The sequence below is a fragment of the Pseudoxanthomonas winnipegensis genome (genome assembly GCF_004283755.1).
In the GTDB taxonomy this organism is placed as follows: Bacteria; Pseudomonadota; Gammaproteobacteria; order Xanthomonadales; family Xanthomonadaceae; genus Pseudoxanthomonas_A; species Pseudoxanthomonas_A winnipegensis.
This window is the reverse complement of the sequence record NZ_SHMH01000009.1, coordinates 39,138-60,994: the sequence shown is the minus strand read 5'-3', so window position 1 is coordinate 60,994 and position 21,857 is coordinate 39,138. Positions and strand designations below refer to the sequence as shown.

The window sequence follows — 21,857 nt, the reverse complement described above, 5'->3', positions numbered from 1 at the left end:
CCAATCCCGGCTTCTCAGTGCCGGAAGTGCCGCACGCCGGTGAAGACCATCGCGATGCCGTGCTCGTCGGCCGCGGCGATGACTTCGCCGTCGCGCATCGAGCCGCCGGGCTGGATCACCGCCTTGATGCCGGCCTGCGCGGCGGCGTCGATGCCGTCGCGGAACGGGAAGAACGCATCGCTGGCCATCACCGAGCCCTCCACCACCAGGCCGGCGTCCTGCGCCTTGATGCCGGCGATGCGCGCCGAGTACACCCGGCTCATCTGCCCGGCGCCGACACCGATCGTGCGGTGGTCCTTGGCGTAGACGATGGCGTTGGACTTGACGAACTTGGCCACCTTCCACGCGAACAGCAGGTCCTCGAACTGCGCCTCGGTCGGCGCCAGCTGGGTCACCACCTTCAGCTCGTCGCGGGTCACCACGCGGTCGTCGGCGGTCTGCATCAACATGCCCGAGCCGATGCGCTTGGTGTCGATGAAATGCGGCGAGGGCGGCGCCAGCGGGATGCGCAGCACGCGCACGTTGGCCTTCTTGGTGGCATAGTCCAGCGCGCCCTGCTCGTAGTCCGGCGCGATCAGCACCTCGACGAACTGGCGGTCCAGGATCACCTTGGCCGTGGCCGCGTCCAGCGTGCGGTTGAAGGCGATGATGCCGCCGAAGGCGCTGGTCGGGTCGGTCGCGTAGGCCAGCTCGTAGGCATCGCCGGTGCCTGCGCCCACGGCCACGCCGCAGGGGTTGGCGTGCTTGACGATCACGCAGGCCGGCGCGTCGAACTGGCGCACGCATTCCCAGGCCGCGTCGCTGTCGGCGATGTTGTTGTAGCTCAGCTCCTTGCCCTGCAGCTGGGCGAAGGTGGCCAGCGAACCGGGCGCCGGATACAGGTCGCGATAGAACGCGGCGCGCTGGTGCGGGTTCTCGCCGTAGCGCAGGTCCATCACCTTGACGAAGTTGCCGTTGGCCTGCGCGGAGAACAGCGAACGCTCCGGCGCGGCCTCCATGGCCTGGTCGCGTGCGGCGGTGCCGGCCTCCGCGGAAGGCTCCACGCACGAGGACAGGTAGTTGCTGATCGCCGCGTCGTACTGCGCCACGCGGTTGAACGCGGCCACCGACAGCGCGAAGCGCTTGGCCGCCGAGAGCTGGCCGTCGTGGGCGTCCAGCTCGGCCAGCAGTTCGGCGTACTGGTCCGGCGAGGTCGCCACGGCCACGCGCGCGAAGTTCTTGGCCGCGCTGCGCAGCATCGCCGGGCCGCCGATGTCGATGTTCTCCACCGCGTCGGCCAGCGTGCAGTCGGCCTTGGCGGTGACCGCCTCGAACGGATAGAGGTTGAGCACCAGCAGATCGATCGGGGCGATGCCGTGCTGCGCCATCACCGCATCGTCGAGGCCGGCGCGACCCAGCAGGCCGCCGTGCACCAGCGGATGCAGCGTCTTGACCCGGCCGTCCATCATCTCGGGGAAGCCGGTGACCTCGGACACGTCCTTGACCGGCAGGCCGGCGTCGCGGATCGCCTTGGCGGTGCCGCCGGTGGACAGCAGTTCGACGCCGCGCGCGGCCAGCGCACGGGCCAGCTCGAGCAGGCCGGTCTTGTCGGAAACGGACAACAGGGCCCGGCGCACGGGCAGCAGATCGGAAGACATGGTCAGGAGTGGGAAGCGACGCGGGGGCGATATTGTAGAGCCCCGCGGCCCGTGGCTGCCGCCGGGCTGTCCCGGCTCGCGCCGCTGCCAGGCAGTGGCTTCGCGGTCCACGCCGCGCAGCGCGCGGGTGATCAGGCGGGTGCCGAGTGGCAGACCGCTTCGATGTTGTGGCCGTCCGGGTCGCGCACGAAGGCGCCGTAGTAGTGGGTGTGGTAGTGCGGCCGCACGCCCGGGCCCCCGTTGTCGATGCCGCCTGCCGCCAGGGCCGCGGCGTGGAAGGCATCGACCGCCGCGCGGTCGGCGGCCCGGAACGCGATATGGATCGCCGGCCGGTTGGGGCCGCCGCTGCTGATCCAGAAGTCGGTCTTGGGCGGCTCCCCGAAGCCGGCCATGTCGTGGCTGCCCGTCAGTTCCGCGCTCACTTCCATGAGCAGGCGGTAGCCCAGGGGCGCGAGCGCCTGGGTGTAGAACGCCTTGCTTCTCTCGTAGTCGCTGACGGCGATGCCGGTGTGGTCGATCATGTTGGATGCCTCTGCCTGTCCATCGGGTTCGGGAACCTGCCTCGGCGAGAGTTTATGCCGCCGGCCTGTCGTGGCAGGCGCTCCTGCCATGGCGATGGCGCGTTGCTGGCCGCCGCTGGCTCCGCCATCTGTGCAGTGCCTGTGCGCAAGAGATGCAGGTCGACGATCCGCTCGACCGTTCGCCTTCTGGCCGGCTTCGCAGTGCGGGTGTGACGTGTTTGTTGCTTGTTGCGCCATGCGCAGCGTGGATCGCGTGGTGCGCGATGCGCGCGTTCGGATGCGCGCGATGTGGATCGTCAGCGAAAGCGTGCGCGTGCTGCGCCGCGCCGGATGCCGATGGGCCACCGAGCGCTCAGGTCAGCCCGTAGTCCTTGAGCTTCTTGCGCAGCGTGGCGCGATGGATGCCCAGCAGGGCCGCAGCGCGGCTCTGGTTGCCTTCGCAATGGTTGAGCACTTCGACGAACAGCGGGATTTCCATCTCGCGCAGCACGATCTCGTAGACGTCGTCGGCCTCGCAGCCGTTGAGGTCGCGCAGGTAGCGGCGCACCGACTGGGCAACGTGTTCGCGCAACGGCGACTTTGGCGTGCCACGACTGGAGTCCTGGCGGGTCGTGGCGTTCAAGGCATCCCCGGATGTTTGTCGCATCGAAATGAACCCGGCCGGCGTTCGACACGCGAGGCGGAGCGCGGCGGGGGAGCGAGTCTAGCGCGTGGCCGCGGCGGGCGCACGCGCGCTGCGTCGCTTCTTCGCGTGTTCAGCGAAATTCGAAGGCGAAGGCAACCGCGCCGCCGTCCGGTTCACGCACCGGTACGGTCATCTGGCCGCTCTGGCCCGGGGCCAGCGTTGTCCCGCGCAGGCCAGGCTCGAGGTAATCGCTGGGCAGCAGCGCGCGTGCGCCGGTCACGCGGCCGTCGGCATCGGACAGCGACAGAACGATCGCAGGCCAAGGCTGCGGCCACGGCGCGTCGTTGCGGAAGGTGGCGCGCACACGCAGCATGCCGGCGGCATCGGCCATCGGCTGCACGTCGCGGGTCAGCATGGTGTAGTCGCGCGGCTGCTGCCACGCCGGCAGCGTGCAACGCAGCGCACCGCACAGCCGCTCCAGGGTCGGGCGCCAGGCCGCGTCCTGGGCCAGGCGCGCGCGATCGGCCACCAGCAGCTGCAGCGCCAGCAGCGCGCCCAGCGCGGCCAGGATCGCCCACTGCCAGCCCGGCACCGGAGGCCGCGCCACCGGCGCCGCAGTGCGCAGGAAGCTCGGGGCGGCCTGCGGCGTGTCGGCGGTCGGCGCTTCGGTCGTGGTGGAATCGCGGGAGTCGGGATCGATCATCGAAGGGTCTTGCACGACGGCGGCCTGCGCGGCCGCCGGAGGTTCTGTGGGGAGGTGTTCGGGAACGGCGCGCGGCGCTTCGGCAGCGGGCGCGGCCGGTGCGGCGGGCGGGTCGGAAGACGGCGCGGGCCGGGTGAAGTGGCCCACCTCGCCCTGCGGCGGCGCGCGCAGCAGGCTGGCGATGCTGGCCGCGCGCGCGGGCGCCTCGCCCAGCGCCTGGCCGCAGCGCGGGCAGTGCGCCGGCCACGCGCCGCTGCCCGGTTCGGTCGGCAGCGGCAGGTGGCAGTGCGGGCAGGCGCTCATCGCCTTATTCAAGCATGTTCAGGCCGGCGCGGCCTCGGTGCGGCGCACGCCGTCGATGCGCATCCAGTCCTCCATCCGGGTGGCGCGCAGCTCGGTGAACCACGGCGCGTAGCGCTGCAGCAGTTCCTCCTCCTGGCCGTGCAGGATGCCGCTCATGGCCAGGCGTCCGCCCGGTGCCACGCGCGCGGCCAGCGTATCGGCCAGCGCATCCAGCGCCGAGGCCAGGATGTTGGCCACCACCACCGGATAGGTGCGCGCCGGCTCGTCGGCCGGCAGGAACACCTGCAGCCGCGCCTGCACCGCGTTGCGCTCGGCGTTGTCGTGGGTGGCGATCAGCGCCTGCGGGTCGTTGTCCACGCCCACCGCGCGTTCGGCGCCCAGCTTCAACGCGGCCAGCGCCAGGATCCCCGAGCCGCAGCCGAAGTCGAGCACGGTCTGGTCCCGCAGTCGCCCCTCGCCGGCCAGCGTGTCCAGCCACTGCAGGCACAGCGCGGTGGTCGGGTGCGTGCCCGAGCCGAAGGCCAGCCCCGGGTCCAGCCGGACCACGGCCGCGTCGGCGGCCTGGGCGGCCTCGGGCAGGTCATGGTTCCACGGCACGATCCAGGTGCGCGCGCCGAAGGCCATCGGCTGGAACTGGTCCAGCCATGCGCGTTCCCAGTCCTGGTCGGCGACGATGCGGAAGCTCGCCTGGGTCCAGTCCAGCCCTGGATCGAAGGCCTCCAGCGCCGCCAGCAGGGCCAGTGCGTCGGTCTCCTCGGGGAACAGCGCGGTCAGCACCAGCGCCTCCCACAGCGGTGTCTGGCCCACGCCCGGTTCCAGGATCGCGCGCTCGTTGCTGGTCTCGGCGTCGGCATCGACCAGGGTCACGGCGAGCGCGCCCAGGTCCTCCAGCGCGGTCTCGTAGCGCGGCTGGCGGGCCTCGCTGCAGGGGACGGAGAGTTCGAGGAACGGCATGGGCGTGGTCAGGCGGGCAAGGGGGCCGGGCATGCTAGACCATTGCCCTCGGACAGGCCCAGAACCGGGACGCAGGTCCGCTCTGCCGCGCCTGGGCGAGGACCCGGCGCCGGGCATGGGCTAGACTGCCGGCCGCCGTGACCCGCCGCGCCCTGCGCCGGTGGCGGTCACGCCTCTTTTCTGGCTTCCCGCGTGTGTCGTCTCGACGATGAGGCATCTGGTGTTTCGCAGCACTGCAATGCGTTGCGCTGCCGGGCTGGCCCTGGCGGCGGCGCTGGCGTGGGCGATGACCGCCACGCGCGGTGCGCGGCATGCGGCGCTGGAGGCCGATGCCGGTACGCAGGCGCCGCTGCACAGCCTGCCGGTCGTGGCGCTGTCGGCGCTGGAGCAGGCCCGGCGCGGGACGTCGATTCCGCTGCACGGTCTGCCGGTCGATCTGTCCGCCGCGTTCGAACAGGTCCCGGACCTGCACGACTACCGCCAGCGTCTGCAGGTCGCGGCCGACGCCGGCGACGTGCAGGCGCGCTGGGTCGCCAGCCAGGTCGACGAGTACTGCGCCGGCTATGCGCAGGATCCACAGGCCTTCGACGCCGATACGCGCGCCATCGCCGGCCTGGCCGGACAGGCCGGCGCGGCGATGGCGCAGGCGCGCGCGCGCATGGGTTCGCGCTGCAGCGGCTATTCGCCGGCCGATGGCGTCAGCCGCGATCGCATCGTCGCGGCGCGCCGGCAGGCCGCGCGCGGCGGGCAGCTGGCGGCCGAGGCCTCGCTGCTGGCCTTGGGCCAGCCGCTGGAGCCGTCGGCGGCGTACAAGCGCGCGCTGGTCCAGCGTGTGCTGGATGCGGGCGATCCGCAGGCCTATCTGGCGCTGTCCGGTGCGCTGGGCGCGGCGGCCAGCGGCGATGACACCTATCAGGACATGGTGGCCGGCACGTCCTTCGCCGAGCTGGCCTGGCAGCTGGCCGCCTGCAAGCTGGGGCTGGCGTGCGGGCCACGCAGCGCGCTGATGACGCGCTATTGCGCCAACGGCGGCATCTGCTCGCGCGATGCCAATCAGGATTTCCCGGCGTTCGTGATGGACGCGGCCGTGCCGCGCCAGGGCGCCGACACGATCGACACGATGGTCAATCGTCTGGTGCAGTCGACCAGGCAAGGAGAAGCAAGATGAAGCAGCGGCGTTTTCTGAAAGGCGTGCGCACCTGGGGCTGGGCCGTGCTGTTCGTGGCCTATACCGTCGGTGCGGTCGGGATCGTGATCCTCGACACGGCCGAGGAGCGCTACCGCGGTCTGTCCAAGATCCAGCTGACGTCGGTGACCTCCGAGCGCGACACGCGCCGTGCCGGCGCGGCCGAGATCGCGGCGCTCTACCGTGCGCAGAGCGGGATGCCGTTCTCTTCGCTGCAGCCGGGTTCGACCTTCCAGATCGTCTGGCCGGATGGCTCGACCGAGACGGTGATGGTGGTCAGCCCCAGCTCGGCGCTCGGCACCGAGCCGCTGCCGGGGACCGCGCAGCCGGCGCCCACCAAGCACTGAGGGTCTCGGTATCGCGCTTACTTCGGTATGCGCGGAGACGAAAAGGCCGGCTTGATGCCGGCCTTTTTCTTGGTCCTTCCCGTTTTTGAGGAGCGCTGTGGGGGGAGGGCGTTTGTGGCTTCGGAAGGGCAGCGGTCCGGCGGGGGGGCCGCTGATCCCTCAATCAGGGCATCCTGCCCTGATTCGGGCGCTCGGCTCCTGCCTCGCTAGGCGCGTCCCCCGCCCGCCGGCCCGCTGCTGCAGGCGTTAGGTCATAGGGCTTCGGTTTGCGAGGGCGCTCGAACCCCTCGCGCAAAACGCGATCAGTGACGGGAAGGTATCGACTTGAGGCCCCCTCCCTTGCGCGCAGCGCAGGGGAGGGATGGGGAGGGGTTGGGGCTTTACCGATCAAGCCGCCGAAAGCGAAGAGCAAAAGCACCCCACCCCCTCAGTCGCTAGTTCGCGACTTCGAGCTCCCCTTCGCCTACGGCGAAAGGGAGGGGGCGAGGCTGGTGGGCGAAGTGCGCTTGCCGGCCGCGCGTTGCGGTGGAGACTTCTTTGGGCGACGCGCTGACCGATCAGGTCAGCGAGATCGCCTTGGTCTTGCGCTCGGCCAGGCGCTTTTCCAGGTAGTGGATGTTCTGGCCGCCGGCCTGGAAGCCCTTGTCGCGCATGATCCGCTGCTGCAGCGGGATGTTGGTGCGGATGCCTTCGACCACCGTCTCGCTCAGCGCCACGCGCATGCGCGCGATGGCCGTCTCGCGGTCGGGGCCGTGCACGATCAGCTTGCCGATCATCGAGTCGTAGTTCGGCGGCACGCGATAACCCTCGTAGATGTGCGTGTCCACGCGCACGCCGGGGCCACCCGGCGGATGGAAGTGCTGGATCAGGCCCGGATGCGGCATGAAGGTCTCCGGGTCCTCGGCGTTGATGCGGCACTCGATGGCGTGGCCGTTCAACACGATGTCGCTCTGCTTGATCGACAGCTTCTGGCCGGCGGCGATCTTGAGCTGCTCGCACACCAGGTCGATGCCGGTGACCATCTCGGTGACCGGATGCTCGACCTGGATGCGGGTGTTCATTTCGATGAAGTAGAAGCGCCCGTCCTCGAACAGGAACTCGAACGTGCCCGCGCCGCGATAGCCGATGCGGATGCACGCATCCACGCAGACCTTGCCGATCTCATCGCGCAGCGCCGGGGTGATGCCCGGGGCGGGGGCTTCCTCGACCACCTTCTGGTGGCGGCGCTGCATCGAGCAGTCGCGCTCGCCCAGGTGGATGGCGTTGCCCTGGCCGTCGGCCAGCACCTGGATTTCCACGTGGCGCGGATTCTCCAGGTACTTCTCCATGTAGACCTCGCCGTTGCCGAAGGCCGCCTTGGCCTCGGCCTTGGTCGTCTCGATGGAGGACTTCAGCGCGCCCTCGGCGTGCACCACGCGCATGCCGCGCCCGCCGCCACCGCCGGCCGCCTTGATGATCACCGGATAGCCGATCTCGCGGGCGATCTTGGTGTTGGTCACGATGTCATCGCCGAGCGGGCCGCCCGAGCCCGGTACGCAGGGCACGCCGGCGGACTTCATCGCGCGGATGGCCTCGACCTTGTCGCCCATCAGGCGGATGGTGTCGGCCTTGGGGCCGATGAAGATGAAGCCGGACTCCTCCACGCGCTCGGCGAAGTCGGCGTTCTCCGACAGGAAGCCGTAGCCGGGATGGATGGCTTGGGCGTCGGTGACCTCGGCCGCGGCGATCAGGCGCGGGATGTTGAGGTAGCTCTCGGCCGAGGGCGCCGGGCCGATGCACACCGACTCGTCGGCCATGGCCACGTGCTTGAGGTTGCGATCGACGGTGGAGTGGACCGCGACCGTGCGGATGCCCAGGGTTTGGCACGCGCGCAGGATGCGCAGCGCGATCTCGCCACGGTTGGCGATGACGACTTTATCGAGCATGGGAAGGCCGGGAATTGGGAATGGAGAATCGGGAATGGAGGACGGTCTGCATCGTCAATCTCCGCGCTTGCCTAAGACATTCATCAATGCGGTCAACTTGGCGAAGATCGTGTCGATCAACCCGTCCAGTGAAGCGGCATCGGAGGTGTAGTCGAGCCGGTGTGCGATCTGCAGATGCGTGCTGGCCTCGGACAGCGAGCCGCGCGCGATCGACAGGAAGCGCAGGTATTCGGGAGTGGAGCGGCGCGCCGCGCCTTCGGCGATGTTGGCGGGGATGCTCACCGCTGCACGGCGCAGCTGCGCTGTCAGCCCGAAGCGTTCCGTTGCCGGAAACGCTTCGGAGAGGCGGTAGATGCGTTCCACCAGATCCATGGAGTCGCGCCAAACGTCGAGCCGCTCGTGCGGTCGCTTTGACGATTCCCCATTCTCCATTCCCGAGTCCCTGTCTTTAGCCAATCACAAACAGCGGCTGATCGAACTCCACCGGCTGGCCGCTCTCGCACATGACCGCGACGATGGTGCCGGACTGGTCGGCCTCGATCGGGTTGAACATCTTCATCGCCTCGATGATGGCCAGCGTCTCGCCGGCCTTGACCTGCTGGCCGACGGTGACGAAGGCCGGCTTGTCCGGGGCCGGGGAGGTGTAGAAGGTGCCGACCATCGGCGAGCGCAGCACGTGGCCCTCGGGCAGGCCGCTGGCGGGCTTGGCCGCACCGCCGGTGGAGGCCTCGGTCGGCGAGCTCATCGGCATGGCCTTGGCCTCGGCCGGCGCGGGCGCGGCGGCGTAGCTCACCGGCGCGGCGGCGGGTGCGGCGTAGCCGCCCTTGGGCACGCGGGCCAGTCGGACGGACTCCTCGCCTTCCTTGATCTCGATTTCGGCGAGATTGGATTCTTCCAGCAGGTCGATGAGTTTCTTGATCTTGCGCAGGTCCATGAAAGGCCTCGGTGGTTGAACGCGATAAGGAGGAGGTGGCGGGCCCGGCGGATGGGCCGGGGGCGCGGATCAGGCGCGGCAGGCGCGCGCTGGTGCGGCCGTGGCCGCCGGCGTGCAGACGCGGGGCCAGGCTGCGCGGCGAAGGGATCGATACTGCTGGTCGGCCATGGCGCGCTCCGCGAGGAGGCGGCAGTCTGGAGGAAGCTGGCAATGCTGTCCAGTTCGCCGAACTTTGCGGCGATTTAATCGCGCGTTTGAATTTGCCCTGCCGCCGGCGCCGCAGCGCCGATCCAGCGCTCGATCTCGCCGTCGGCGAAGGGTCCGACCTTCTGTCGCAGGATGCGGCCATCGGCGCCGACCAGCACGCTGTAGGGCAGCACGCCGGCCCGGTTGCCCAGCCGGACGCTGGCGTCGGCCGGGCCGGGCGTGTCCAGCACCAGCGCATAGCGCACCGGCACGCGCTGCAGGAACTGCTGCACGTTCTGCGCGCTGTCCAGTGCCAGGCCGACCACCTGCACGCCGCGCGCGCCCTGGGCCGCGGCGAAGCGGTCGAGCTCCGGCATCTCCTTGACGCAGGGCGCGCACCAGCTGGCCCAGGCGTTGATCAGCAGCGGCCGGCCGCCGGCCAGCTGCGCCAGATCGACGGACTTGCCGTCCGGATCGGGCAGGACGAGGGCGGGCATCGCTTCGCCGACCGTGGCCATCGGCACCGTGGGCGTGGCGGGAGCAGGGGAAGGTGCTTCGGTGGTGGGGCGCCGCGAACCCGCGCCCCACCACCACCCGGCGGCGACGCCGAGCACGCCGGCGGCCACGGCCACCAGCACCACCCGGGCGCTCACCGTGCCGAGGCCCGCTGCAGGGCGTCGCGCACCATCGGCGTGGTCAGCACGGTGGGCAGCACCTCGCCCTCGCCGCCGCTCTTCGGGAACACCACGTACAGCGGCACGCCCACCGCCTTGTGCGCCTGCAGGAAGGCGGTGATCTGCGGATCGACATTGGTCCAGTCGCCGCGCATCAGCACCGCGCCGGCCGACTGCATCGCTTGCTTGAAGTCATCCCCCGACAGCACGGCCTTCTCGTTGGCCTTGCAGGTCACGCACCAGTCGGCGGTCATGTCGACGAAGACCACCTGGCCCTGTTTGCGCAGCGCGTCCAGGCGCTGCGGCGAATAGGGCTCGATCCCGTCGGCCGCCGCGGTGGCCGCGGGCGTGCTCGCGGCGGGCAGCCGGTGCAGCAGCACCAGCGGCACCAGCGAGGCGATCAGCACCACCACCGCCAGGCCGCGCCGCAGCGGCGCGGTCTGGAAGCGCACGCGCTGGAACGCCCACAGCCCCAGCGCCAGCACCACCAGGCCGACCAGGGCCAGGCCGACCGCGTCGATGCCGCGCTGCTTGCCCAGCACCCACAGCATCCACACCGCGGTCAGATACATCGGGAAGGCCAGCACCTGCTTGAGCGTGTCCATCCACGCGCCCGGGCGCGGCAGCCGCGCGGCCAGCGCCGGCACCAGCCCGATCAGCAGGAACGGCAGCGCCAGGCCCAGGCCCAGCAGCGCGAACACCGCCAGCGCGACCGGCACGGGCGCGGCGAAGGCGAAGGTCAGCGCCGAGCCCATGAACGGCGCCGTGCACGGGCTGGCCACCACCACCGCCAGCACGCCGGTGAAGAAATCGCCGGACAGCCCGCCGCGCTCGGTCAGCCCGCGGCCGACACCGGCCAGCCCGTAGCCGACGGCGAACACGCCCGACAGGCTCAGGCCCACGGCGAACATCAGATAGGCCAGCGCGCCGGTGACCAGCGGCTGCTGCAGCTGGAAGCCCCAGCCCAGCGCCTGCCCGGTGGCGCGCAGCGCCAGCGCGACGCCGCCGACCAGCAGGAAACTGAGCAGCACGCCGGCGGTATAGGCCAGGGCGCCGGCCCGCGCCCGGCCGCGTCCGCTCTCCGCCAGGGACAAGGCCTTGAGCGAGAGCACCGGCAGCACGCACGGCATCACGTTGAGGATCAGTCCGCCCAGCAAGGCCGCGACCAGGGCCAGCGCCCAGCCGGACGCGCCGCCGGCGCCCTGGTCGGCGCGCGCCAGCGCCTCCGGCGGCGGGGTCGAACGTGGCACCTCGGCCGGAGCCGGCGGCGTTGCCGCCGGGGCAGCGGTGCCGGCTTCCAGCGCCACCGGTGCGGCCAGCGCGACGGCGCGCGCCTCGGGCGGCGTCACCGTGCCGGCCGGCAGCGCAAGCGCGACCTGGCGGGTCATCGGCGGATAGCAGATGCCATCGGTCTGGCAGCCCTGGAAGGTGACCTCCAGCGTGGCCTTGGCCGCGTCGGCGCGGTCGCGGATCACCGGCACCGGCACCTCGACCTGGTCGAAGTACACCGTGACCTCGCCGAAGTGCTCGTCGCGATGGGCCTTGCCCGGCGGCCAGCGCGGCGCGCCCAGCGACAGCCCCTCGGCGCCGTGCAGCGCCAGCTGGGTGCGGTCGCGGTACAGGTAATAGCCCTTGGCCGGGGTGAAGCGCAGCAGCAGCTGATTGCCGCCGTCGGCGATGGCCTCGAAGGCGAAGGCCTGCGCCTCGGGCAGGGGCGCCGTATCGGTGGCGCCCGGCACGGCGGCCTGCGTGCCCAGCAGCGTCGATCCCCCGGCCGCGGCGCCGCCGAGCGGCAAGCCCAGTCCGGTGCCGGCGCCGGACGCGGCGGCCGCCGGAACCGCCACCTGCAGCGTGCGGGTCTGCGGCGGATAGCACAGCCCGGCATCGGCGCAGCCCTGGTAGCGCACCTTCAGCGTGACCTGGCCAGCGGCCGTGGCCTTGCCCGGCAGGAGCGCATCGAGCTGCTTGCGGTAGGTCTCCACCGGCCCGAAGAACTCGTCGACATGCTTGTCCCCGTCCGGCAGCTGCAGCGCGCCGGCCGTGAACCCGCCGCCCTGCGCCTCCACCGAAATCCGCTGCCGGTAGAGGTAATAGCCGTCGGCGATCTTCCAGTGCAGGGCGATGCCGTCCGGCTTGCCTTGGGCGCCCAGCACGAAGGCCTGGTCGACCGGCAGCAGCTCGGACGGGTCGGCCGCCGTGGCCGGCAGGGTGGGGACGAGCAGGGAGAGCAGGGCCAGCGGACGGGCCAGACGGGAGATCAGCGACATGCGGCCAAGCTTAGCGGAGCGGCCGGTCCCGCAGGCGGCGCCACTGTGTTGCAAGGGGCATGGGCGTGCCGCCGATCCGGTGTCTGGGCCTTGCCGGCACCGGGCCTGAGGTCGATCGCCGCCCGCGCGCCGCGGGCCGGGCCGGATCGCTCAGCCGCCGCGCGCGTCGCCGCCCGGGCGGCCGGGACCGCGGGTGCGGGGGCGTCCGGTGCGCTGCAGGGCCAGGGTTTCCATCACTTCCAGCAGCGACAGGCGCGCCTTCAGCGGCGCCTCGCGAAAGGCGCGCACCAGGCGGAACTCCAGCGGGTCCTCGACCAGAATGGCCTCGGCGGTGGCGATCGAATCCAGTTCCACCTCGCGCGAGAGCGTCATCGCGCCGCGGCCGGTGGCCAGCCATTCGAACTGCGTGCCCGTCGCCAGCGCCACTTCACGCAGGTGCGAGACACTGGGACTCTTGCCTTTGGGGGACTCCCAATGGCTCACGGCGCTGCGCTGCACCCCGACGGATTCCGCCAACTGACTTTGCGAGAGACCGGCAAGGCGCCGCGCCATGCGGACTCGCTCGGGTGCATCCATCAAACCTCTCCGTGGCGATCGCCATCCAGAAACTTTTGTGACCATAGCCAAACGTTCCACGGATCGGAATGGAAAACGATAGTGATACTAACGTAGTGACCAAAAATAGGCATACGTGGTGCGCTTTTGGTAACCAAAAGTTTTCCATAGCGCGCTAACAAAGGGTTTCGGCGGGATTGCGCGCCTTGTGCTCACTAGTTTTCCTGCGTTTAGGTCGGCTACAGGCTTGGCTTCGCCCAACCGCATTGGTATCTCTATGCCTGCCGGCAGGACGCTGGCACTGACAGGACGTCGGCGGGGGGAGTTGGCGCACGTCAAGGCGCGACGGAATCGGATTCCACAACCATTCCCTATGAAGCGCACGCATGCCGCACATGCGTGCGCTTCTTTTTTTGGCGGCGCCGAATCGCCCCGTCTGCCGCAGGCGCCTTCGCAAGAAATTCTCGCCGGCCGCCTTGAAAGGCCTGCCCGAGCGCCCCATCTGCCCTGTCAGCCCCCCGAGCCGTCCTGGCGCTGGGTCTTGGCGTTCCCGGTGTGCTGGCACTCGTCATGGACGAGTGCTAACATCGCCGGCCCTTTCCTAGTCCAATCAATCACTTAAGAGGATTGACATGAGCAACATCAAGCCGCTGTTCGACCGCGTGGTCATCAAGCGTATGGAAGAAGAAAAGCTGTCCGCGGGCGGCATCGTGATCCCCGACTCGGCCACCGAGAAGCCGATCAAGGGTGAGGTCGTCGCCGTCGGCGCCGGCAAGATCCTGGACAACGGTTCGGTGCGCGCCCCGCAGGTCAAGGTCGGCGACAAGGTCCTGTTCGGCAAGTACAGCGGCACGGAAGTGAAGCTGGACGGCACCGAGTACCTGGTGGTGAAGGAAGACGACATCTTCGCGACCATCGGCTAAGGCCGGCGCGACGTCCGCTTTCTCTCATCCCCATTATCCAAGAACAATCGAGGTAATACGCAATGGCTGCCAAGGACATTCGTTTCGGTGAAGACGCCCGCTCGCGCATGGTGCGCGGCGTGAACGTGCTCGCCAATGCCGTCAAGGCCACCCTGGGCCCGAAGGGCCGCAACGTCGTGCTGGAGAAGAGCTACGGCGCCCCGACGATCACCAAGGACGGCGTGTCCGTCGCCAAGGAGATCGAACTGGCCGACAAGTTCGAGAACATGGGCGCGCAGATGGTCAAGGAAGTCGCTTCCAAGACCTCCGACAACGCCGGTGACGGCACCACCACCGCCACCGTGCTGGCCCAGGCCTTCATCCGCGAAGGCATGAAGGCCGTCGCCGCCGGCATGAACCCGATGGACCTCAAGCGCGGCATCGACAAGGCCGTGACCGCCGCCGTCGCCGAGCTGAAGAACATCTCCAAGCCCACCGCCGACGACAAGGCCATCGCCCAGGTCGGCACGATCTCGGCCAACTCGGACGAGTCGATCGGCAACATCATCGCCGAGGCGATGAAGAAGGTCGGCAAGGAAGGCGTGATCACCGTCGAGGAAGGCTCGGGCCTGGAGAACGAGCTGGACGTGGTCGAGGGCATGCAGTTCGACCGCGGCTACCTCTCTCCGTACTTCATCAACAACCAGCAGAGCCAGTCGGCCGACCTGGACGACCCGTTCATCCTGCTGCACGACAAGAAGATCTCCAACGTGCGTGACCTGCTGCCCGTCCTCGAGGGCGTGGCCAAGGCCGGCAAGCCGCTGCTGATCGTGGCCGAGGAAGTCGAGGGCGAGGCCCTGGCGACCCTGGTGGTCAACACCATCCGCGGCATCGTCAAGGTCGTGGCCGTCAAGGCGCCGGGCTTCGGCGACCGTCGCAAGGCGATGCTGGAAGACATGGCCGTGCTGACCGGCGGCACCGTGATCTCCGAGGAAGTGGGCCTGTCGCTGGAGAAGGCCACGATCAAGGATCTGGGCCGCGCCAAGAAGGTGCAGGTCTCCAAGGAGAACACCACCATCATCGACGGCGCCGGCGACACCGCGGGCATCGAGTCGCGCATCAAGCAGATCAAGGCGCAGATCGAGGAGACCTCCTCGGACTACGACCGCGAGAAGCTGCAGGAACGCGTGGCCAAGCTGGCCGGCGGCGTGGCCGTGATCAAGGTCGGTGCCTCCACCGAGATCGAGATGAAGGAAAAGAAGGCCCGCGTCGAAGACGCCCTGCACGCCACGCGCGCTGCGGTGGAAGAAGGCGTGGTCCCGGGCGGCGGCGTCGCGCTGATCCGCGCCAAGGCCAACATCGGCGAGATCAAGGGCATCAACGAAGACCAGAACCACGGCATCCAGATCGCCCTGCGCGCCATGGAAGCCCCGCTGCGCGAGATCGTCACCAACGCCGGTGAAGAGCCCTCCGTGATCGTCAACAAGGTCAAGGACGGTTCGGGCAACTTCGGCTACAACGCCGCCAACGGCGAGTTCGGCGACATGGTCGAGTTCGGCATCCTGGATCCGACCAAGGTGACCCGCACCGCGCTGCAGAACGCCGCGTCCATCGCCGGCCTGATGATCACCACCGAAGCCATGGTGGCCGAGTCGCCGAAGAAGGAAGAGCCGGCGATGCCGCCGGGCGGTGGCATGGGTGGCATGGGCGGCATGGACTTCTAAGTCCGCCGCGCAGCCTCACCGCTGCTGCTGTACGACAAGGACCCCGCCGCAAGGCGGGGTCTTTTTTTATGGCGCAGCGAGGTGATCGATTCTTGTGCGGGCTTGGACGCAAGCGAGGGAGCGAGTCAACCGGGATCGATCACCGAGCCCGCCGGTCGCCGACCGGGCAAGATCGGCCTGATTACCGCCGCTAGGGAGCGTCCCTGCGTGTCAGGGAATCGGCCATCAAGCTAGAGTTGTCCGAAAGACCGATGATGATGATCCAGATGGCATCCGTTGTTCCTCCTGCGCCTGACGAGCCTGTGAATGCATGAGCGAGTTGATCCTCTACACCAGCGAAGATGGCAAGAGTCGTATCCAGCTCCGCGCCGAAGGCCAGACCGTCTGGCTGACGCAGGCAGAGATGGCGGAACTCTTCGACGTTACATCCGATAACATCAGCCTGCATCTGAAAAACATCTTTTCGGACAAAGAGTTAGAGCCTGAACGAACTACCGAGGAATCCTCGGTGGTTCAGCGCGAGGGCGGGCGCGAGGTGCGCCGGCCGGTCATGCTTTACAACCTGGACGCCATCCTGGCCGTGGGCTACCGGGTGCGGTCGCGGCGTGGGGTGCAGTTCCGCCGTTGGGCGACTACCACGCTCAGTGAGTACCTGCTCAAGGGCTTTGTCATGGACGACGAGCGCCTGAAAAATCCGGATGGTCGACCAGACCACTTCGACGAGATGCTGGCGCGAATCCGCGATATTCGCGCCTCAGAAAAGCGTTTCTACCAGAAGGTGCGTGATCTGTTCGCACTGAGCGTGGACTACGACAAGACCGATCGTGCGACGCAGATCTTCTTCGCGACCGTGCAGAACCTGCTGATCTATGCAGTCACGCGCAAGACCGCGGCGGAGCTCATTCTGGCGCGGGCCGATGCCGGCGATCCACATTTCGGTTTGCGCGCATGGAGCGGCGGGCGGGTACGCAAGCAAGACATCGTGATCGCAAAGAACTACCTGAGCGAGGACGAGATAGATACCCTCAACCGGCTGGTGACGATCTTCCTGGAGACCGCCGAGCTGCGCGCCAAGAATCGCCAGGAGATTCACATGCGCTTCTGGATGGAGAACGTAGGCCAGATCATCACCTCCAATGGATTTCCATTGTTGGCGAACGCTGGGTCTGTCAGCCACGCGCAGATGGAAGCGCAGACTAACGAGCGGTATCTCGCCTTCGACGAACAGCGCAAGAAGCAGGAAGCACAGGCGGCCGACGTCGCCGACGAGGCGGATCTGGCCGCCATCGAGAACAAGATCAAACGACGCTTGAAACCTTGATTGAGGACGACCAGAAACCGCTGGGCAAGACCCTCTGAGTCATCGCCTGCTACGCGCAGCATGAACGCGGGCAGCATGGGCCTTACATGCGCTTGTCTTTGTGCCTGCGCTACCTGCCGACAACTCCGGTGCGGCGGCACGACATTTCCCCGCCTAGCTGCACTTCGCGACCTCAGCGCGGTGCGAGGAACTGGCGCATGCGTGCCAGTTCCTCGTCCAGCGCCTGGCCAAAGGCCGCCTCGCTGGGCGCCGCGCCCGCCGCATAACCGGTCGCTGCCTCCAGCTGGCCTTCGCGCGAGGTCAGGTTCGCCCAGCCGATCACCTGCCCGCGCCAGAGCATCGGCAGGGCGTAGTAGCCGAACTGGCGCCGGGCCGCGGGGGTATAGGCCTCGAACTTGTAGGTCCAGTCCCAGAACAGGCTGAAGCGGCGCCGGTCCCAGACGATGGGGTCGAAGGGCGCCAGCAGGCGTAGCTGCTCGTCGAAGCGGTAACGGCGCGCTCGCGGATGTTCGTCGGCGGGCCAGTACCAGTCGGTGCCGTCGATGCGCACCTGGGCCAGGCGCTGGCGCGCCAGGCGCAGGGCATCGCGCAGTTCGTCGCTCAGATGCGGCGCGCCGCCGCCGAGCAGGCGCGCCAGGTAGACCAGGCTGGTGGCAGGCAGCGGCGCGTACTTGCGCACCACCAGGTCGAGCAGCGCCGCGGCGCGTTCGGCGCGGGCGGCCGGCGCGTCGTCCGCCGGCGCATGCGCCACGGCCTCGTAGACCCGCGTGCCGCTGTCGCGCCGCTTGACCCGCAGCAGGCCGCGGTAATGCAGGCCGTCGAGCAACTGGGTGGTGGCATTGCTCGAGCCGCCCCAGTAGTTGCGCACGCGGCCATGGGCGAAGTGCTGCTCGACCTGGCGCGGATGCACCGCGCCGTGTTCGCGCACGTAGGCCAACACCTCGTTGGCCCGTCGCCGGGTCTGCGCGTCCCAGGCGGCCTTGACCTGGCGCGGATGCAGCAGTGCCAGCAGGGGGCGCGGCAGGAAGCCGTAGTTGACCAGGAAGTCCTCCTCCACCTGCAGCCGCGCGTAGCGGCGTTCCAGGTCCCCGGCGCGGTAGTCCTTGACCCGATGGCGCAGGATCAGGTCCTGCGCGCGCGCCGGGGCGCGGATCGGATCGGCCTGGACGAAGCCCAGCTTCGCGATCGCGCCGGCCAGCGTGGTCGGGGCGAACAGGCTGCGCGCGACCGCGTAGCGGCGCAGGTCTTCCAGTCGGGGCGGGGCGGGCATGGGCGGCATTGAATCATGCGGCGAAGGATCGGCCCGATCGTGCATTGCCTGAGTTGCCTATGAAACAGTCGCGTCGGCGCAAAAGCCGTGGTATCAATGCTGCCCATGAACGCACACCGCGCCCGCTATTACTTTTGGTTTCCGAAGCCACAGGCGGAGGAAGGAGCGCGTTCACCCTGAAGAAACCCTTCAGACGCATCCCGAAAGCCGCCAGCAACCCTGGCGGCTTTTTTGTTGCCAGCCCGGCGGTCCACGTACCCCACCGATCCGACGACACGAGACTTCAAGATGGCCCCGCTCACTTCCGACCTGCGCATCCGCAAGATCGAGCCCCTGCATACCCCGGCCGAGCTGATGACGGAGTTTCCCTGCGATGACGTCGCCTCCGACACCGTCGCCGCCGCGCGCGCGGCGCTGCACGAGATCCTGCACGGCCGCGACGACCGTCTGGCGGTGGTGATCGGCCCCTGCTCGATCCACGACCCGGCCGCGGCGATGGACTACGCGCGCCGGCTGCGCCCGCTGCGCGATGCGCTGGGCGGCGAACTGGAAATCATCATGCGCGTGTACTTCGAGAAGCCGCGCACCACGGTGGGCTGGAAGGGCCTGATCAACGACCCGCGTCTGGACGGCAGCTTCCGCATCAACGAGGGCCTGGCCACCGCGCGCAGCCTGCTGCGCGAGATCAATCTGCTCGGCCTGCCGGCCGGCTGCGAGTACCTGGACGTGATCTCGCCGCAGTACATCTCCGACCTTGTGGCCTGGGGCGCGATCGGCGCGCGCACCACCGAGAGCCAGATCCACCGCGAGATGGCCAGCGGCCTGTCCTGCCCGGTCGGCTTCAAGAACGGCACCAGCGGTGATGTGAAGATCGCGGTCGACGCGGTAGGCGCGGCTTCGCATCCGCATCATTTCCTGGCCGTGACCAAGCACGGTCAGTCGGCAATCGCCTCGACCACCGGCAACCCGGACTGCCACGTGATCCTGCGCGGCGGCAAGGTGCCCAACTTTGACGCGGCCAGCGTGCAGGCCGCCAGCGAGGTGCTGGCGCACAACGGCCTGGCGCCGCGCCTGATGATCGATGCCAGCCACGCCAACAGCGGCAAGAAGCCGGAGAACCAGCCCAAGGTCGTCGAGGATCTGGTGGCCCAGCTGGCCACCGGCGAGGAGCGCATCGTCGGGGTGATGGTGGAAAGCCATCTGGTGGGCGGCCGCCAGGACCTGATCGAGGGTCAGCCGCTGACCTATGGCCAGAGCATCACCGACGGCTGCATCGGCTGGGACGATTCGGTGGCCGTGCTCGAGCGCCTGGCCGCCGGCGTGCGGGCGCGTCGCGCCCGTCGGATCGCGCAGGCCGCCTGACCCCGCGCGCGGCCCGGCGGTCGCCGCCGGCCGCGCATACGTCCTGAACACACGCGTCGGGCATGCTTGGCCCGATGAACGCTTCCGACGCCGCGACGGCCCAGCGCCGTCCATCCCCCCTGCGCCGCTGGATGCGGCGCCTGGCCTGGCTGCTGCTGGGCTGCTACGCGGCCTATCTGGTCGCCGGCAATCTCTACCTCAACACGCCGCTGGGGCCGTGGAGCGTCAACCGCAAGCCGGAGAAGTTCGCCATGCACTGGGGCCCGGCGCTGACCTGGTGGCCGGGCGAGATCGTGTTGTGGAAGGTGTCGCTGCGCGGCCATGTCGGGCGCGTGGTGTGGACCATGCAGGCCGATCGCGTGGCCGGGCACATCTCGCTGCTCAACCTGGTGCACAAGGAAGTCTATGTGCCGCGCGTGCGCGCCACCGAGGTGACCGGGCAGATCGCCAGCGTGGCGCAGGAGATCCCGCCGCCGCCGGTGCGCCCGGGGGGCTGGCTGCTCAACTTCCCGGCCATCACCAGCGACAGCGTGCGCGGCGGCACGCTCGGGCCCTTGACGCTGGAGGGGCAGGGCAAGGCCAAGGTGGGCTTCACCAAGCGCCTGCGCGGCGGCCCGGCCGAGCTGCTGCCCTCCACCGCGCACTTCGAACATCTGCGCCTGGGCTATGGCCAGGTCGCGCTGCTGGAGGACGCCACGCTGGGCAGCGAGTTCGCGATGACGCCGACCACGCGCGCCCAGGCCAAGGGCATCCAGAAGCTGCGGCGCATGCGCATCGCGCTCGACGTGGCCGGCGGCACCCCGGCGCTGGCGGCCCGGCAGAGCGACGCGGGCAAGCTCGAACTCACCCTGCAGCCCGGCCAGGGCCGCGTGCAGGGGGCGCTGAAGCTGGTACAGGCCGAACTGGCCCCGGGCGGCGTGCTGTCCTGGCGCATGCCGGTGGTGATCACCGATGTGCACGGGCAGGTGCATCGCAGCACGCTGACCGCCCAGCTCTCGGTCGACCGCGATCTGCATCTGAAGGCCAACATGCCGCCGCAGACCGAGGGCGTGCTGGCGCTCGACGCGGACCTGCGCGCCGATGGCACGCGGATCCCGTTCGAGCAGCCGCGCACGCTGCTGCCGCGCACGTCCGGGCGGCTGGCCGGGCAATGGCAGTTCAGTTCACTCAAGTGGGTCACCTCGCTGTTCGTCAACGTGCCCTGGCTGTCGCTGGACGGCGCCGGGCGGGTGCAGGGCGATGTCACGCTGGACCACGGCGTGCTGGCCGTGGGCAGCCACCTGGAGATCCCGCACGTGCAGGCGCAGGCCGACGTGGTGGCCCAGCGCGTGACCGGCACCGGCAGCGCCAAGGCGCGGCTGGAAGCCGGCGAGGGCGGGCGGCCGCGCTCGCGCGTGGACGTGGCGCTGACCGACTACAGCGTCGCCGCGATCGACCAGCTCAAGCGGCCCTACATCCGCGGCAAGGACCTCAAGCTCCATACCGACAGCGACGCCGACCTGGCCAAGGCGCGCGAGTCGCTCAAGGCGCAGGCGACCTTCACCAATGCCCAGGTGCCGGACCTGCGGGCGTACAACCGCTTCCTGCCCAATGACCATCTGCGCTTCGACGGCGGCTCGGGCACGCTGACCGGTCAGCTGGCGCTGGATGCGGCCGGCCAGGCGGGCAACGGCCAGGCGCGCATCGCCGCGCGCGCGGCCCAGGTGCGGGCGGCGGGGCTGGCGATGCGCGGCGATGTGGACGTAGACCTGCGGCTCAAGCGCGCCGACCTGCAGCGCCAGCGCTTCGCCGTGGATGGCAGCACGGTCGCGCTGAAGAACATCAGCTTCGCCCATGCCGGGCTGAGCCGCAGCGGCTGGTGGGCCAACGTGTCGCTGCCGCGCGCGCAGATGGACGTGGCCGAAGAGCGCCTGGCGGTGCAAGGCACGGTGTCCACGCAGATGAAGGATGTGGGCTTCCTGCTGGACCTGTTCTCGCAGGATCGCGATTACCCGGGCTGGATGGTCAAGCTGGTCGATGCCGGCACGGTGCGGGCGTCCACGCGCGTGCGCTGGCGCCAGCACGACCTGGTGCTGGACGATATCGACGCGCGCAACGACCGCTTCGACCTGGTCGGGCGTTTCCGTCTGCAGGGCCGCGACAAGGCGCAGGGTGATCTCTACGCGCGCTGGGGCGTGCTGGGCGCGGCGGTGGAGCTGCGCAACGGCGCCCATACCTTCCATGTGCTGGGCGCCAAGCGCTGGTACGAGGCCCAGCCGGGCTATCTGGATTGAGGTTCAGCTCGCAGCAGGCGTTCGTTTTGCACTGCAGCGTGCAATGTCCTCGCGGGGGGCGCAGGATTGACCCGCATCCCGACGTGGGGGAGGGAGCAGGCCCGGAACTGGCGCAAGCTGTTTCGGGCTTTTTATTGCCTGTTTTTTGGGTCGACGGCCGGCCGTGTGGGCGTTGCGGCTGCGTTGGG

19 protein-coding genes are annotated in these 21,857 nt (G+C 69.4%); 7 read left to right on the top strand and 12 right to left on the bottom strand.

Annotation, left to right across the window (positions count from 1 at the left end; genetic code table 11):
* Positions 1-14: 14 nt before the first annotated feature.
* From purH to prmA, 5 genes are all read right to left on the bottom strand, one after another.
* Entirely contained in the window at positions 15-1,637 is a 1,623-nt protein-coding gene (purH, locus tag EAT51_RS16770; protein WP_130516556.1) for a bifunctional phosphoribosylaminoimidazolecarboxamide formyltransferase/IMP cyclohydrolase, read from the bottom strand.
* Between the two features lie 131 nt (positions 1,638-1,768).
* Positions 1,769-2,158, bottom strand: a complete 390-nt coding sequence (locus EAT51_RS16765) for a VOC family protein (RefSeq protein WP_130516558.1) — start codon at positions 2,156-2,158, stop codon at positions 1,769-1,771.
* A gap of 352 nt (positions 2,159-2,510) precedes the next feature.
* On the bottom strand, positions 2,511-2,804 hold the full coding sequence (fis, locus tag EAT51_RS16760) for a DNA-binding transcriptional regulator Fis (RefSeq protein ID WP_425478228.1): 294 nt from the start codon (positions 2,802-2,804) through the stop codon (positions 2,511-2,513).
* A 109-nt stretch (positions 2,805-2,913) separates the two neighbouring features.
* Positions 2,914-3,789 (bottom strand): DUF3426 domain-containing protein, encoded by an 876-nt coding sequence (locus EAT51_RS16755; RefSeq protein ID WP_130516563.1) that lies wholly within the window; start codon positions 3,787-3,789, stop codon positions 2,914-2,916.
* Between the two features lie 18 nt (positions 3,790-3,807).
* Positions 3,808-4,743: a 50S ribosomal protein L11 methyltransferase gene (gene prmA / locus EAT51_RS16750; protein WP_130517602.1), complete on the bottom strand. Its 936-nt coding sequence runs from the start codon at positions 4,741-4,743 to the stop codon at positions 3,808-3,810.
* Positions 4,744-4,981: 238 nt separating this feature from the next.
* On the opposite strand from prmA, the gene EAT51_RS16745 reads away from it, so the two are divergent.
* A complete protein-coding gene (locus tag EAT51_RS16745) occupies positions 4,982-5,911 on the top strand; it encodes a hypothetical protein (protein WP_228257978.1) in 930 nt (309 codons plus the stop codon).
* On the top strand, positions 5,908-6,276 hold the full coding sequence (locus EAT51_RS16740; protein WP_130516565.1) for a hypothetical protein: 369 nt from the start codon (positions 5,908-5,910) through the stop codon (positions 6,274-6,276). The genes EAT51_RS16745 and EAT51_RS16740 overlap by 4 nt, the downstream gene beginning before the upstream one ends.
* 557 nt (positions 6,277-6,833) lie before the next feature.
* On the opposite strand, the gene accC is transcribed toward EAT51_RS16740, so the two are convergent.
* From accC to EAT51_RS16710, 6 genes are all read right to left on the bottom strand, one after another.
* Positions 6,834-8,201, bottom strand: coding sequence for an acetyl-CoA carboxylase biotin carboxylase subunit (accC, locus tag EAT51_RS16735; protein WP_130516567.1), 1,368 nt, complete (start codon positions 8,199-8,201; stop codon positions 6,834-6,836).
* A gap of 54 nt (positions 8,202-8,255) precedes the next feature.
* Positions 8,256-8,633: a four helix bundle protein gene (locus EAT51_RS16730; protein WP_130516569.1), complete on the bottom strand. Its 378-nt coding sequence runs from the start codon at positions 8,631-8,633 to the stop codon at positions 8,256-8,258.
* A 16-nt stretch (positions 8,634-8,649) separates the two neighbouring features.
* Entirely contained in the window at positions 8,650-9,135 is a 486-nt protein-coding gene (gene accB / locus EAT51_RS16725) for an acetyl-CoA carboxylase biotin carboxyl carrier protein (protein WP_130516571.1), read from the bottom strand.
* Positions 9,136-9,377: 242 nt separating this feature from the next.
* Positions 9,378-9,974 carry a TlpA family protein disulfide reductase gene (locus tag EAT51_RS16720; protein ID WP_228257977.1) on the bottom strand — a complete coding sequence of 199 codons (597 nt, stop codon included), beginning with the start codon at positions 9,972-9,974 and terminating at the stop codon, positions 9,378-9,380.
* Entirely contained in the window at positions 9,971-12,262 is a 2,292-nt protein-coding gene (locus EAT51_RS16715; RefSeq protein WP_130516573.1) for a protein-disulfide reductase DsbD family protein, read from the bottom strand. The genes EAT51_RS16720 and EAT51_RS16715 overlap by 4 nt, the downstream gene beginning before the upstream one ends.
* Before the next feature lie 150 nt (positions 12,263-12,412).
* Positions 12,413-12,838 carry a helix-turn-helix transcriptional regulator gene (locus EAT51_RS16710; protein ID WP_165403037.1) on the bottom strand — a complete coding sequence of 142 codons (426 nt, stop codon included), beginning with the start codon at positions 12,836-12,838 and terminating at the stop codon, positions 12,413-12,415.
* Between the two features lie 611 nt (positions 12,839-13,449).
* Here EAT51_RS16710 and groES point away from each other — a divergent pair.
* The 3 genes from groES (at position 13,450) to EAT51_RS16695 (ending at position 16,764) form a co-directional block, all read left to right on the top strand.
* The gene (gene groES, locus EAT51_RS16705) at positions 13,450-13,740 is read left to right on the top strand and encodes a co-chaperone GroES (RefSeq protein ID WP_130516576.1); all 291 of its coding nucleotides are present in this window, start codon (positions 13,450-13,452) and stop codon (positions 13,738-13,740) included.
* A gap of 62 nt (positions 13,741-13,802) precedes the next feature.
* Positions 13,803-15,443, top strand: coding sequence for a chaperonin GroEL (gene groL / locus EAT51_RS16700; RefSeq protein ID WP_130516578.1), 1,641 nt, complete (start codon positions 13,803-13,805; stop codon positions 15,441-15,443).
* A gap of 310 nt (positions 15,444-15,753) precedes the next feature.
* Positions 15,754-16,764, top strand: coding sequence for a virulence RhuM family protein (locus tag EAT51_RS16695; RefSeq protein WP_130516580.1), 1,011 nt, complete (start codon positions 15,754-15,756; stop codon positions 16,762-16,764).
* A gap of 172 nt (positions 16,765-16,936) precedes the next feature.
* Here the strand turns inward: EAT51_RS16695 and EAT51_RS16690 are convergent, their stop codons facing one another.
* The gene (locus EAT51_RS16690; protein ID WP_130516582.1) at positions 16,937-18,034 is read right to left on the bottom strand and encodes a DNA glycosylase AlkZ-like family protein; all 1,098 of its coding nucleotides are present in this window, start codon (positions 18,032-18,034) and stop codon (positions 16,937-16,939) included.
* A gap of 288 nt (positions 18,035-18,322) precedes the next feature.
* Between EAT51_RS16690 and EAT51_RS16685 the strand changes: the two genes are divergently transcribed.
* Complete coding sequence (locus EAT51_RS16685; protein WP_130516585.1) at positions 18,323-19,396, top strand: 3-deoxy-7-phosphoheptulonate synthase; 1,074 nt, start codon at positions 18,323-18,325, stop codon at positions 19,394-19,396.
* 74 nt (positions 19,397-19,470) lie between these two features.
* Complete coding sequence (locus EAT51_RS16680; protein WP_130516634.1) at positions 19,471-21,669, top strand: AsmA family protein; 2,199 nt, start codon at positions 19,471-19,473, stop codon at positions 21,667-21,669.
* The last annotated feature ends 188 nt before the right edge of the window (positions 21,670-21,857 follow it).

What these genes read in the sequence shown, in the direction of transcription:
- purH (WP_130516556.1), bottom strand. Translation starts at nt 1,637, where the DNA reads ATGTCTTCCGATCTGCTGCCCGTGCGCCGGGCCCTGTTGTCCGTTTCC.
- EAT51_RS16765 (WP_130516558.1), bottom strand. Translation starts at nt 2,158, where the DNA reads ATGATCGACCACACCGGCATCGCCGTCAGCGACTACGAGAGAAGCAAG.
- fis (WP_425478228.1), bottom strand. Translation starts at nt 2,804, where the DNA reads ATGCGACAAACATCCGGGGATGCCTTGAACGCCACGACCCGCCAGGAC.
- EAT51_RS16755 (WP_130516563.1), bottom strand. Translation starts at nt 3,789, where the DNA reads ATGAGCGCCTGCCCGCACTGCCACCTGCCGCTGCCGACCGAACCGGGC.
- prmA (WP_130517602.1), bottom strand. Translation starts at nt 4,743, where the DNA reads ATGCCGTTCCTCGAACTCTCCGTCCCCTGCAGCGAGGCCCGCCAGCCG.
- EAT51_RS16745 (WP_228257978.1), top strand. Translation starts at nt 4,982, where the DNA reads ATGCGTTGCGCTGCCGGGCTGGCCCTGGCGGCGGCGCTGGCGTGGGCG.
- EAT51_RS16740 (WP_130516565.1), top strand. Translation starts at nt 5,908, where the DNA reads ATGAAGCAGCGGCGTTTTCTGAAAGGCGTGCGCACCTGGGGCTGGGCC.
- accC (WP_130516567.1), bottom strand. Translation starts at nt 8,201, where the DNA reads ATGCTCGATAAAGTCGTCATCGCCAACCGTGGCGAGATCGCGCTGCGC.
- EAT51_RS16730 (WP_130516569.1), bottom strand. Translation starts at nt 8,633, where the DNA reads ATGGAGAATGGGGAATCGTCAAAGCGACCGCACGAGCGGCTCGACGTT.
- accB (WP_130516571.1), bottom strand. Translation starts at nt 9,135, where the DNA reads ATGGACCTGCGCAAGATCAAGAAACTCATCGACCTGCTGGAAGAATCC.
- EAT51_RS16715 (WP_130516573.1), bottom strand. Translation starts at nt 12,262, where the DNA reads ATGTCGCTGATCTCCCGTCTGGCCCGTCCGCTGGCCCTGCTCTCCCTG.
- EAT51_RS16710 (WP_165403037.1), bottom strand. Translation starts at nt 12,838, where the DNA reads ATGGATGCACCCGAGCGAGTCCGCATGGCGCGGCGCCTTGCCGGTCTC.
- groES (WP_130516576.1), top strand. Translation starts at nt 13,450, where the DNA reads ATGAGCAACATCAAGCCGCTGTTCGACCGCGTGGTCATCAAGCGTATG.
- groL (WP_130516578.1), top strand. Translation starts at nt 13,803, where the DNA reads ATGGCTGCCAAGGACATTCGTTTCGGTGAAGACGCCCGCTCGCGCATG.
- EAT51_RS16695 (WP_130516580.1), top strand. Translation starts at nt 15,754, where the DNA reads ATGAGCGAGTTGATCCTCTACACCAGCGAAGATGGCAAGAGTCGTATC.
- EAT51_RS16690 (WP_130516582.1), bottom strand. Translation starts at nt 18,034, where the DNA reads ATGCCCGCCCCGCCCCGACTGGAAGACCTGCGCCGCTACGCGGTCGCG.
- EAT51_RS16685 (WP_130516585.1), top strand. Translation starts at nt 18,323, where the DNA reads ATGGCCCCGCTCACTTCCGACCTGCGCATCCGCAAGATCGAGCCCCTG.
- EAT51_RS16680 (WP_130516634.1), top strand. Translation starts at nt 19,471, where the DNA reads ATGAACGCTTCCGACGCCGCGACGGCCCAGCGCCGTCCATCCCCCCTG.